We start from the raw sequence: 11196 nt of genomic DNA on the forward strand, positions 1-11196 counted from the left end.
AAGAAAAACATGAAAAAGAATATCATTGGCGCCACTCTGGTTGCCACCATGGCGCTGCACTTCGCCGCCTTCCAGGCCAAGGCCGCCGAGCTGCCGTTCTACGAACAGCGCGACGACCCGAGCATCAAATCGGTCGCCGAAGCCATTGATAAAATCGCCACGGCGTTCGAAGAATATAAGCATACCAACGACCAGCGCATGGAGGCCATCAAGGCCGGCAAGAGCACTGAAGCGCTGGAAGCCAAGCTGGCGCGCATGGATGAGCACATCGAATCGATGACCGACGCCAAGAGCCGGCTGGAAAAGATGGAAACCAAACTGGCTCGCCCCGGCGCCTTTTCCGGCGGCGATCGTGAGCAGCGCGAAAGCGATGAATCGATCGCGTATAAAAGCGCGTTCTTCGACTGGATCCGCGCGCCGAAGGACTCGGGCTGCGAGCAGCGCCTGAGCCAGACCTTCAAGGCGCTGGAATCCAAGGCGGCCGCCGACAGCCGCGAATCGCGCTCGGCGCAGGTAGTGGTCGGCACCAACGCCGCCGGCGGTTACGCGCTGCCCAAGGTTATCGAAAGCGCCATTGCGCGCCTGTCGGTTGATATCTCCCCGATCCGCCAAATCGCCACCGTGCGCACGGTCGGCACCACCGACTACCACGAGCTGTTTGACATCAACGGCGCCGGTTTTGAATGGCTGGGCGAGGGTGATAGCCGCAACCAGACCAACACCGCAGACCTGGCTGAAATTGTGCCCACCTTCGGCATGGCCAGTGCGAAGCCGCAGGCTTCGGAAGAATCGCTGGACGACCTGTTCTTCAATGTCGAGGACTGGCTGATCACGTCGGCCGGCGAATCGATGGCCGGCGGAGAGGGCGCCGCATTCATCTCGGGCAACGGCGTCAAGAAGCCGACCGGCATCCTGTCCGGCCCGGCGCCGGTGGCCACGGCGGACAGTTCGCGCGCATTCGGCACGCTGCAGTACTTCGCATCCGGCCAGGCGGCGGCGCTGCCAACGACTCAGGACGCTTTCCTGGACATGGTCTACGGTGTGCGCGCACGCTACCGCAACAACGCGCAGTGGCTGACCTCGAAGGCAGTGCTGGCCGGCTTGCGCAAGTATAAGGACAGCACCAACCAATACCTGTGGCAGCCGGCGCTGACCGCCGGCCAGCCGGCAACCTTCCTGGGTTATGGCATCACGGAAGCCGAGGACATGCCGGCTATCGCCGCCAATTCCTTCCCGCTCGCGTTCGGCGACTTCAAGGAGGGCTATCTGATCTGCGACAAGGTGGGCATGCGCATCACCCGCGACGAGATCACCACGCCGGGCTTCGTGAAGTTCTACGTGCGCCGTCGCGTCGGCGGCAAGCTGCGCAACACCCAGGCGATCAAGCTGCTGAAAATCGCAGCAGCCTAATCACCAACCGAGGCCCGCTGATGCGGGCCTCTTCAATGGAAGGAATGATGATGAAATTGATCGCAACGCATGCATTCAGTTGGGCGCACCGCGGCGTCGAGGTTGAGCAGTTTGTTGAGGGCCAGAGTATCGAAACGGACGATGCGGACCTTATCTCGGTGGCGCTGGCTGAGGGTTGGGCCAAAGACCCGAGCGCCAAGGCAAAGAACGGCGCCACGAAAAATAAAGAAGCGTAACGGGAAGACCTGCCATGACGAAGACGATTAAGTACACCGGGACCATTGATCGATGGCCAGAGCTTGCCGTTACGGGCGGCCAGGCAATGTGGCGCCTTTCGCAGCAAGAGCAGCGCTCGGACGCGGAAGCGGAGATGCTGCTGCTGACCGGCCAGTTCCTGCTCCTGCAAGAAACGCCTCAGTATCCCATGCATGTCTCGGTTGGCGTTAATCGTGTGGTCACGCTGCCCGAGGGTCAAGTTCTGAATGTCAGCGGCTCTGCCGGCGCGGCTGGCGTGGTGTATCGCCTCGATCCAGTGCTGGGTGGGACGAACTCGCTGCAATCGTGGACCATCGGCGCTGGCGCGCTGGCGCCCATCGGGCCGTATGCCGGTGAGCAGCGCTTTCTGGTGACTTGTTCGGCGGGGAGTGTGGATGCGTCGATGATGGCAGCGGTGTTGGGCGCGCCGCGCGTTGTAAAAAATGTGGCAGGGCTTGCTGACAGTGCTGGCGCGCTGCTGCCAGCAACGGGCCCGGCCGGGGTCTTGAATTTCAATCCCGCTCGAATGCGGAAATGGTGCGCTGCTAAAGCGCGCGTGCTGTCGAAGTCCGGCCGTGGCGTCGTCGCCCTGATGGGGGATTCTCGTACTACAGGATTTGGCGCGGCAGGCACCGCCAATTTTGTCGGGGCCCGGGCAAAGAACAGGGCTGCGCAACTTGCAGCGATTTTGAATGCGCAAGGCCTGCCCGCTCATACAGACAGTTTTTTCTGCGATGGCAATATCAATTCGGTAGGCGCTACCGTGCCCCAATACGATCCACGCATCACCATGGGGGCGGGCTGGATCAACAGCGGCGCTTTCAACGTCGTGCAGTGGACGGGTTTTGGCATCGCGTTCTCGAACCTGACAACGTTGAATGCAATGACGTTCACTCCTGACAACCCGACCGACACGGCGGACGTCTATTACTTGACGCGCCCAGGCTTCGGCTCATTCACGATCAGCGTGGGCGGCAATGTCATTAAGACCGTAGATGCCAACGTGGCGCAGAGCATCAAGAAGGAGACCGTGACGTTTCCGCGCGGCGCGAATACCATCACGTTTATGCCCGTGGCGCTGGGCTCTGGGGTGTTCGTTTATGGCTGCGATTGCTATGACTCGACGATGCCAAAGATTTCGGTGTGGACGCTTGGAAATTCCGGTGGCGGCGTGGCCAACCTGATTTACAACACCTATCCATGGGAGGGCACGCAGCCCTTCAAGCTTGGCGTGATGACACCCGACGTCGTCATTCTCGATATCGGCGTCAACGATGCCAACAGTGCGATGGCCCTTGCCACGTACTCGCAGCGTCTCACTACCATTGTGGACAACGTGCAGACAGGCGGGAGCAATTGCATTCTCAGCACATTTTTACCAGCGAGTCTGACTTCCTGGCCAAGAGCGGCACCGCCTCTGGTCCAACCGTACTGGGATGCGATCACTAGCGTTGCGCTGGCAAAGGGCCTGCCGCTTATTGATCACGCATCACGTTTCGGCTCGTATGAGCTTGCCAATCCACTAGGCTTATATGCAGACACCCTGCATCAGAATGGTGTGGCGATGGCAGATCAGGCCCAGGTTGATGGCGCAGTATTGCTTGCGGCATAAGAAAAAGCCTGCTTCTGAAAACTTCTGTGCAGCAAGTGGCTGTTATTAATAAGGGTATCCATGCTCATCACTGAAACCGGCGCCGGCCTGTCCGACGCTGACTCCTACGCCAGCATCGCTGCTGCAGACGCGCGTTGCGCCAGCCTGGGCCTGACCACCTGGGCGGCGCCATGACCGCTATTCGCATCACGCCGCCGGCCACACTTCCGGTTAACCTCGCCATGGCCAAGGCAAACATGCGCGTCGACGGTGACGATATGGATGTGCTGATCACGTCGTGGATCAAGGGTATCGTCGCCGTGCTTGAGCACGAGATCGACCAGTGTTTGATTGAGCAGACGTGGCGGGTGACGCTCGACTGCTTCCCTGCGGCGCTCAAGTTGCCGCATCCAGTTATGTCGGTCACGTCGGTAAAGTATTTCGATGTCAGCGGCACCGAGCAGACGCTGGACCCGGCGGCCTATCGCCTGTGCCGTGCGCGATACCAGTCGCACCTGATGCCGGCGCGCGGCGGCGCCTGGCCGGCCACGCTGGCCGACGCTGACGTGACTGTCGAGCTGGTATGCGGCTACGGCGCGGCACCGGCGGATGTGCCGGAAAACGTCCAGCTCTACATCCTGGCGAAGTTGGTCGAGCAGTTCGACCCGGCCACACGCCTGGAGCGCGACACCGTGCAGTCGGCGTTCGTTGAGCGGCTGCTGGACGCCTGCCGGAGCTACACATGAGTCTCGGCGCACGGCTCAATAAGCGCATCACGCTGCAAGTCATGGGGTCGACCCAAGATGCGGCAGGCCAGCCAGTCGCGGCCGACTGGGCAAACTTCATCGCTGACGGTGACGGCAAGCTGTGGGCCGAGGTCCGCGACGTCAGCGGCCGCGAGTTCGTCGCCGCCGGCGCCACGCAGAACCAGGTGCTGACAACGATCACCATCCGGTACCGCGCCGGTGTACTGCCGAAGATGCGCGCGCTGCACGGTGCCGACGTCTACCGCATCGAGGCGGTGCTGGGGCAAGACCTGCGCACGCTCGCGCTGATGTGCTCGCGCGGGGCGCCATGAGCTTCAATATCAATCTGGCCGGGCTCGACGCGTTGCGCGAAAAGCTGCGCGCCTATGGTGAGGCCATAAAGGACGAGGTCGCCATCGAGGGCGCCGCCGGCATGGGTCTGGTGATCTACGAGGAGGCCAGGTCCAGGGCGCCAATCTCGGTAGGTGCCCATTATTTTCACGGCAGCCAGTTCAAGAAAAACGGCACCAAGTACCTATTTCAGCCTGGGACCTTGAAGAATGCAATTTACCGCGTATTCTCCCCGGAAAAATCAAGCGACACGTTGAAAATGTACCGCGTGAGCTGGAACCACACCAAGGCACCGTATGGCGCCATGGTCGAGTACGGCACCTCGCGTGCGCCGGCAAAGCCGTTTATGCGCCCGTCGCTGTCGCGGCTGAATGACGCGATAGCCAGCGGCAAGACGCGCATGGCTAAGAAATTGGATGAAATACAGGGTCGACAATGAGTATTGACATTGCACTATTTGAAGCGCTGCGGGGCTTAGTTGCCGACCGCGTCTATCCCGACCTTGCGCCCGATGATGCATCCCGTCCGTATATCACCTATCAGCAGGTGGGCGGCGATGCCGTCAATTTCGTGGAGAGCACCATTCCGGCGAAGAAAAACGCCCGCATGCAGATCAACGTGTGGGCCGATACGCGCATCCAGGCGACCGCCATGGGCGGCGCCGTCGAGGACGCGCTGCGCAGTCTGATTGCCCTGCAGCCATCCGTCTTAGGCGCCGCTATTGCGACCTACGACGACGAAACGAAGTTGCGCGGCACCATGCAAGATTTTTCTCTCTGGATCTGACGATATGCCGACATCTCTTGCTGGCAGCACGTTTGCTGTATCGCGGTCGACTCCCGCCGACGCGACCGCCGCCGGGTTCGCCGCGTTAAGCTTCACGCAGATTAAAGGCGTCAAGGTGGTGGGCGAGGTTGGCACGCAGTACGCCACGTCCACGCGAAATTACATCGGCCTAGCTCGGCCATACCAGGCTATGTCCGGCCTGGCTGAGCTGTCACTGCAGGTCGAACTGATCCGCATCGCCGACGCTGGCCAGGACATGCTGCGCACCCTTGTCGGCTTGGAGTCAGCATGCAGCTACCGCGCGACGCGGCCAGACGGCTCGCTCATTTACTTCACCGCCCAGGTCAACGGCCTGATGAACGGCGGCTTTACGTCGGGATCGATCGCTGAGCAGAAATGCAATATGGCCGTGCTCAGCAAGGTCATCGAAGTCGATTAAACAAACAGCAGAATTTATAGAGGCCAGCCTAACCCGCTGGCCTTTTCTCTTTGAGCCGCCCCAGGAAACTCGGGCGGTTTTTTTACGCCCGTGAGGGTCACCACTCTCGGTCAAGCGACCGGAAAGGCTTTACATATGTCGATCTCCCTGCCTAACGGCGCAACGCTGAAGCTGGCCACTGTGTACGGCTCGGCCATTTCCATCACGGCAGCAAGCAATGCTAGCCCGGCCGTTCTCACCGCTGCCGCCCACGGCCTGGCCAATGGCGACCTGGTCGAGGTTACCTCTGGCTGGTCCCGCATCAACAACCGCATCTACCGCGTCAGCCTGTCGGCGGCGGGCACCTTTACCCTGGAGGGCCTGGACTCGTCCAACACCACGACCTACACGCCAGGCGGTGGCGTCGGCTCGGTGCGTAAGATCACCACGCTGACGCAAATCACGCAGATTCTGGAGACCACCAGCTCCGGCGGAGAAATGGGCTTCACCGAGGTGTCGCTGCTGGAAAACGACTTCTCGACCCAACTGCCTACCCAAGCAAGCGCGCAGTCGATCGCCATTTCCATCGCCGATGATCCGACGCTGGCCGGCTTCATTGCCGTGAAAGCGGCCGCCGAAACGCGCAGCCCGCGTGCACTGGTCGTTACCCTGCCGAACAACTCCGTGATCCTCTACAACGGTATTGTCTCCCTGGATGAAACGCCGTCGCTGACGAAGAACTCGATCATGGCCGTCAAGTCCACGTTCTCCCTGCAGGGCCGCCCGGTCCGCTACTGATCAAACGCAGTAACCAGCAGTTCTCCCAATGCCGCACGAGAAATCGCAGCGGCATTTTTTACGCCCGCCTGGTCGCACCTTGCGGGTCTTTTTCTTCCCTTGAAAGTACAAAATGGCAAAGCCAAAATTCAGCCTGACCGCATCCCCAACCTTCAAAGTCAAAGTGTCGATTCCAGTGGCCGGCGGCAAGCCTGTCGACGTCGAATTCACCTTCAAGCACCGCACGCGCGAAGCGTTCAAGAAATTCATCGAAAGCCTGACCGACCGCGAGGACGTGGACGTCATCCTGGACATCGCCAGCGGTTGGGATTTGGAAGATGCCTTCGATGCCGATTCGCTCGAAGAGTTGGTCGAAAACCACATCGGCTCCGGCGTCGCCATCATCCAGGCCTACATCGGCGAGCTGACTGCAAACAAAGTAAAAAACTAAAAGACGTCGCCACGGCGATGTACGAGCCAGCTCCGAACGCGGAGGAGCTGGCCGCCTTCGGCCTGACTGCCGAGGACGTGGCGGCGGACCCCGTGGACATTTGGCCGGACAACGTCGCGGCCTTCCAAATCTTCTCGTTCATGGGCACGCAATGGCGCGTCGGTGGCATGGGCGGCGCAACCGGCCTTGACTACAACGTGATGTACCGAAAGATGGATCGTCTTTCGCTGTCACCTGCCGACTACGACGATCTGGAAGCCGACCTTCGAATCATGGAGGCGGCGGCGCTGGATTGCATGCATCAGAAAACATAGCCGCCTTAGGGCGGTTTTTCATTTGGAACCCTATGACAAATACGATTGGCGGCGCGACCATTGAGTTGGCGGTTGATTCCAGTGGCGTCGAGTCCGGCCTAGATCGCGTGGATGGTGCTGTCAAGCGCACCGGCCGCACGCTCGACAGCCTGCGCACCCAGGGCGGTGGCGCACTCGACAGCATTGGCAACGGCGGGGCAGCGGCCGCCAATCGTGTTGATGCCGCAACCCGAAATATTGCTGGTGCGGTAGAGCGAGCGAATGCCGCTTTGATCTCCGGCAAAAAGTCGGGTTCTGAATATTTCGAAGAGCTGGGCCGCAGTCGTGGCGCGGACATGATGAAGCTGGCTCCGTTGATTGCGCAATTGCGCGAGACGGAGGCGGCCCAACTGCGGGCAAAGGCATCAACAGAGGCCGCCGCAGCAGCCCAGCAGAGCGCGGCGGAAGCGGCGCGCGCGCAAGCGGTGGCCCTGCGTGAAGTTGCTCAGGCCCAGGCTGGCAAGGATTCGTATGTCGCCGGCTTGCGTGAGCAAATCGCGCTATATGGTAAATCGACCGAGGAAGTGTTGCGCTACAGGGCCGCACAAGCTGGCGCCGCTGAGGCGGCCGGTCCGCTGATTCTGCAATTGCAAAACATGCGCGCGGCGCATGAGGCTATCACGGAATCGACACGCCTGGAGGCTCAGGCGCAGCGCCAAGTCGCACAGGCCCAGGCGAATAAAGATGGATTTCTGTCGGCCCTGCGCGAGCAAGTCGCGCTACACGGCAAGTCGGCGGAAGAGGTTATGCGTTACCGTGCCGCGCTGGCCGGCGCCGCAGCCGACGCGGAGCCGATGATCCAGGCGATTACACGCATGAAGGCTGCGCAGGAGGCGGCAACCGCATCCGCCAAAGCAGCGGCCGATGCTCAGCAGGCCGCCACGCAAGCGCAAGCCAAGGGCGATTCGTTCCTCGCCGGCCTGCGTGAGCAGGTGGCGCTGTACGGCAAATCCACGGAGGAGGTGCTGCGCTATAAAGCTGCGCAGGCTGGCGCCGCGAATGCTGCCGAGCCACAAATCCAGAAATTGCAGCAACTCAAGGTAGCGCAAGAGGCCGTGACGGAGGCCGCCCGCCTGGCAGCAGCGGCGCAGCAGCAGGCCGCCCAGGCCCAGTCCAACCGCGACACCATGCTGGCTGGACTGCGTGAGCAGATCGCCTTGTATGGCAAGTCTACCGAAGAAGTGTTGCGCTATCGCGCCGCCCAAGCTGGCGCCGCCGGCGCGGCCGAGCCTTTGATTCAAGAGCTACAACGCCAGAAAGTGGCCCAGGATGCGGTGACGGAAGCAACCCGGCTCGCCGCCGCCGCTCAGCAGCAGGCAGCTCAGCAGCAAGTTGCCGGCACGGCGATGGTGAGCAGCTTGCGCGAACAGATCGCACTGTACGGAAAAACCACCGAAGAAGTCTTGCGTTACAAGGCAGCCCAGGCTGGTGTTGCTGGCGCAGCCGAGCCGCACATTCAAGAGCTGCAGCGCCTCAAGCTTGCCGAGGATGCCGTTACGGCAGCGGCGAAAGCAGCAGCCGAGGCGCAGCGCCAGGCTGCTACGGCACAGACTGGCCGTGACTCCTTCGTCGCAGGCCTCCAGCAGCAGGCCGCAGCTATCGGCAAAAGCCGCTCGGAATTATTAGAATTGCAAGCCGCTCAGATGGGCGTGACCGCGCAAGCTGCCCCATTCATCGCGAAACTGCGCGAAGTTGAGCAGGGGCTGAACCATGCAGGTATGTCGGCGCGCGCTACCGCCGCCGCAATGCGTGGCGTGCCGGCGCAGTTCACTGACATCGTCGTCAGCATCCAGGGCGGGCAAAATCCGCTGACTGTGCTGCTGCAGCAGGGTGGGCAGCTGAAAGATATGTTCGGCGGCCTGGGCGCCGCGGCAAAAGCTCTGGGCGGCTATGTGTTTGGCCTGATCAACCCGTACACCATCGCTGCGGCAGCCGCTGCGGTGTTGGTCGTGGCATTTATCCAAGGGCGCAACGAAGCAATCGCCTATAGCAAGGCGCTGATCTTGGCCGGCAACACCGCCACCACCACGTCTGGCCAACTGTCAGACATGGCTCGCAACATCAGCAAGGGTGTGGGCACGCAAGGCGCTGCTGCCGAGGCAGTAGTTGCAATGGTCGCTACCGGCAAGGTCACAGCTGACAACCTGGAGCAATTCAGCGCCACGGCTATCAAGGCTCAGCGCGCGCTCGGCCAAAGTGTCGGCGAGACCGCCGCGCAGTTCGCCGACTTGGGCAAAGCGCCCGTTGCCACGCTCCTGAAATTGGACGAAACATTCCACTTCCTGACGGCCGATATTTACAGTCAAGTAAAGGCACTAGAGCTGCAAGGGCGCACCGTCGAGGCCGGCACGATGGCCCAAAAGGAATGGAATAGGACGCTGGGTGATGTTTCGGGCAAAGTTACAGAGAATCTCGGCAGTCTGCAAAAGGCGTGGAAATGGGTAAGCGATGGAGCGAAGGAGGCGTGGGATTCCATGCTGAACGTCGGTCGTGAGCAAACGCTCGAACAGCAACTTGCCGCCGTCCAAAAGCGCCTGACCACATCAGTTAGCGCGGTTAGTGGCAAGTTGCCCAACGGCCTGACCGCCGGCGCCGAGACACGCAGCCCTGCTTATGCCAAACGTCTGGCCGAAGACCTTGCGCTTGAAGCGGCGTTGAAAGGTCAGATCGCCGCTGAAAAGGCTGCCGTTGCGCCAAAGGAGGCCGCCAACAAACTGCGAGAGGCTGGCCTGAAATGGGTGCAGGATGAGGAAAAATACCTCACGCGCGTGCAGTTGCGTGAGCAGGAGATCGCGAAGATGCGTGCGCAAGGCGCCGCTGCTGGCGTCTCACAAGCCGAGGTCGACACGCGCCTCGCCGCCATCAAACTCCGATACGCCGATACCTACAATATCGCCATCGACACGCAAATCGAATTGCTGAAACGTCGCGGCGCGGTAGAGGAAGAGGCGGCCAAGCGCTCCATGGCGACGCTGGGCGCAGATCGCGCCGCTGGACTCGCTACCAGCCTGCTGGCCGAGTTCGCGTATGCGGACGCGGTCGCGAAGCTCGATCAGGATGCATTGGCGCGCAAAAGGGCGCTGCTGGTCGCGGAGCTTGCGCTCACGGCCGCCAAGCCGAATAGCAAGAAAGAGCAGGCGGGCCTGAGCGGCGCGATTGCCGAGTTGGATGGCCAAGCGCTATCCCGCACGCAGCAACTGAAAAATGATATCCGCGTTCTTGACATCAAGGACACCAAGCAGGCCGCAAACAATCTCGCCGACCTGGCGGACAAGCGCGCCACCGACTTGCAAGCGCTCCAAGCTCAATTGCAAGCGCAGAAGGATGCCAATATCCTGATCGGCCTCAGTGCGATCGAGGTGAATAAATTCAACCAGGCGCTGACCGAAGAAGCTGCCGCACGGCTGGAAAACCAGGCGAACATCATCGGCGGCAACGAGGCGCGCGCCGCCGAGGCGGCAACAATGCGCGCAAGCGCTGTCGTCATGCGCGAGCTGGCCGCTGAAAAAGTGCGCGGTGTCGGTTTGAGCGCCGGTACCGATGTCGCCAAAGCCAAGGAGCTGCTCGACATCCTCGTCGCCGTCGATAACGCAGCTAAGCAGGCTGCGCAGGGCATGACTGAATCGTTTGGCCGTGTCGGTTCCGCCATTGGCGGCCTGACCACGGCGCTGACCGGCTACGCGGTGCAGCAGCAGACGATCGCCGCTCAACTGGCATCCATCAAGGCCGATCCGAAAAGTGGCGCCGACAAGATCGCCCAGGCCGAACTGGCTGCAACGAAGTCGTCAGCAGCAGCCAAGGTCAAATCGTACGCAGATATGGCAACTGCGGCAAAGGGCTTCTTCAAGGAAAACACGGCCGGCTATAAGGTGATGGAAGGGGCCGAGAAAGCGTTTCGCGCCTATGAAATGGCGATGGCTGTCGAGTCGATGGTCAAGAAAATATTCTTCAAAGAAACTGAAGTTACAGCCAACTTGGCCTTGAACGGCGCCAAGTTGACCGGCGAGGCGGCCACCACGGCGGCGTCGACCGGCCTGGCCGCAACCGAGGCCAGTGCC

Annotated in this window: 13 protein-coding genes; all 13 read left to right on the forward strand. The window is 61.2% G+C overall.

Features of this window, described 5'->3' with window-relative positions; all coding sequences use genetic code 11:
- The first annotated feature begins 9 nt into the window (after positions 1–9).
- A complete protein-coding gene (locus ACQ4W7_RS02825) occupies positions 10–1410 on the forward strand; it encodes a phage major capsid protein (protein ID WP_436528249.1) in 1401 nt (466 codons plus the stop codon).
- Positions 1411–1457: 47 nt separating this feature from the next.
- Complete coding sequence (locus ACQ4W7_RS02830; RefSeq protein WP_436528251.1) at positions 1458–1646, forward strand: hypothetical protein; 189 nt, start codon at positions 1458–1460, stop codon at positions 1644–1646.
- Positions 1647–1660: 14 nt separating this feature from the next.
- Positions 1661–3277: an SGNH/GDSL hydrolase family protein gene (locus tag ACQ4W7_RS02835; RefSeq protein ID WP_436528253.1), complete on the forward strand. Its 1617-nt coding sequence runs from the start codon at positions 1661–1663 to the stop codon at positions 3275–3277.
- A 60-nt stretch (positions 3278–3337) separates the two neighbouring features.
- A complete protein-coding gene (locus tag ACQ4W7_RS02840; RefSeq protein WP_436528255.1) occupies positions 3338–3451 on the forward strand; it encodes a DnaT-like ssDNA-binding protein in 114 nt (37 codons plus the stop codon).
- Positions 3448–4002, forward strand: a complete 555-nt coding sequence (locus ACQ4W7_RS02845) for a head-tail connector protein (RefSeq protein ID WP_436528257.1) — start codon at positions 3448–3450, stop codon at positions 4000–4002. The genes ACQ4W7_RS02840 and ACQ4W7_RS02845 overlap by 4 nt, the downstream gene beginning before the upstream one ends.
- On the forward strand, positions 3999–4334 hold the full coding sequence (locus tag ACQ4W7_RS02850) for a phage head closure protein (RefSeq protein ID WP_436528259.1): 336 nt from the start codon (positions 3999–4001) through the stop codon (positions 4332–4334). The genes ACQ4W7_RS02845 and ACQ4W7_RS02850 overlap by 4 nt, the downstream gene beginning before the upstream one ends.
- The gene (locus ACQ4W7_RS02855) at positions 4331–4792 is read left to right on the forward strand and encodes an HK97-gp10 family putative phage morphogenesis protein (RefSeq protein ID WP_436528261.1); all 462 of its coding nucleotides are present in this window, start codon (positions 4331–4333) and stop codon (positions 4790–4792) included. The genes ACQ4W7_RS02850 and ACQ4W7_RS02855 overlap by 4 nt, the downstream gene beginning before the upstream one ends.
- Positions 4789–5139 carry a DUF3168 domain-containing protein gene (locus ACQ4W7_RS02860; protein ID WP_436528263.1) on the forward strand — a complete coding sequence of 117 codons (351 nt, stop codon included), beginning with the start codon at positions 4789–4791 and terminating at the stop codon, positions 5137–5139. Before ACQ4W7_RS02855 ends, ACQ4W7_RS02860 begins: the two co-directional genes overlap by 4 nt.
- Before the next feature lie 4 nt (positions 5140–5143).
- Positions 5144–5578 carry a hypothetical protein gene (locus ACQ4W7_RS02865; protein ID WP_436528265.1) on the forward strand — a complete coding sequence of 145 codons (435 nt, stop codon included), beginning with the start codon at positions 5144–5146 and terminating at the stop codon, positions 5576–5578.
- A 135-nt stretch (positions 5579–5713) separates the two neighbouring features.
- Entirely contained in the window at positions 5714–6355 is a 642-nt protein-coding gene (locus ACQ4W7_RS02870) for a phage tail protein (RefSeq protein ID WP_436528267.1), read from the forward strand.
- Between the two features lie 112 nt (positions 6356–6467).
- Entirely contained in the window at positions 6468–6785 is a 318-nt protein-coding gene (locus ACQ4W7_RS02875; RefSeq protein WP_436528269.1) for a phage tail assembly chaperone, read from the forward strand.
- Positions 6786–6802: 17 nt separating this feature from the next.
- The gene (locus tag ACQ4W7_RS02880) at positions 6803–7099 is read left to right on the forward strand and encodes a DUF1799 domain-containing protein (RefSeq protein ID WP_436528271.1); all 297 of its coding nucleotides are present in this window, start codon (positions 6803–6805) and stop codon (positions 7097–7099) included.
- 32 nt (positions 7100–7131) lie between these two features.
- On the forward strand, positions 7132–11196 hold a 4065-nt coding region (locus ACQ4W7_RS02885; RefSeq protein ID WP_436528273.1), incomplete at its 3' end, for a phage tail length tape measure family protein.

The organism is Janthinobacterium algoris, assembly GCF_051380935.1.
In the GTDB taxonomy this organism is placed as follows: Bacteria; Pseudomonadota; Gammaproteobacteria; order Burkholderiales; family Burkholderiaceae_D; genus Janthinobacterium.

Coding starts and splice junctions, on each gene's coding strand:
- ACQ4W7_RS02855 (WP_436528261.1), top strand. CDS start 4,331: ATGAGCTTCAATATCAATCTGGCCGGGCTCGACGCGTTGCGCGAAAAG.
- ACQ4W7_RS02860 (WP_436528263.1), top strand. CDS start 4,789: ATGAGTATTGACATTGCACTATTTGAAGCGCTGCGGGGCTTAGTTGCC.
- ACQ4W7_RS02875 (WP_436528269.1), top strand. CDS start 6,468: ATGGCAAAGCCAAAATTCAGCCTGACCGCATCCCCAACCTTCAAAGTC.
- ACQ4W7_RS02880 (WP_436528271.1), top strand. CDS start 6,803: ATGTACGAGCCAGCTCCGAACGCGGAGGAGCTGGCCGCCTTCGGCCTG.
- ACQ4W7_RS02830 (WP_436528251.1), top strand. CDS start 1,458: ATGATGAAATTGATCGCAACGCATGCATTCAGTTGGGCGCACCGCGGC.
- ACQ4W7_RS02825 (WP_436528249.1), top strand. CDS start 10: ATGAAAAAGAATATCATTGGCGCCACTCTGGTTGCCACCATGGCGCTG.
- ACQ4W7_RS02835 (WP_436528253.1), top strand. CDS start 1,661: ATGACGAAGACGATTAAGTACACCGGGACCATTGATCGATGGCCAGAG.
- ACQ4W7_RS02870 (WP_436528267.1), top strand. CDS start 5,714: ATGTCGATCTCCCTGCCTAACGGCGCAACGCTGAAGCTGGCCACTGTG.
- ACQ4W7_RS02845 (WP_436528257.1), top strand. CDS start 3,448: ATGACCGCTATTCGCATCACGCCGCCGGCCACACTTCCGGTTAACCTC.
- ACQ4W7_RS02850 (WP_436528259.1), top strand. CDS start 3,999: ATGAGTCTCGGCGCACGGCTCAATAAGCGCATCACGCTGCAAGTCATG.
- ACQ4W7_RS02840 (WP_436528255.1), top strand. CDS start 3,338: ATGCTCATCACTGAAACCGGCGCCGGCCTGTCCGACGCTGACTCCTAC.
- ACQ4W7_RS02865 (WP_436528265.1), top strand. CDS start 5,144: ATGCCGACATCTCTTGCTGGCAGCACGTTTGCTGTATCGCGGTCGACT.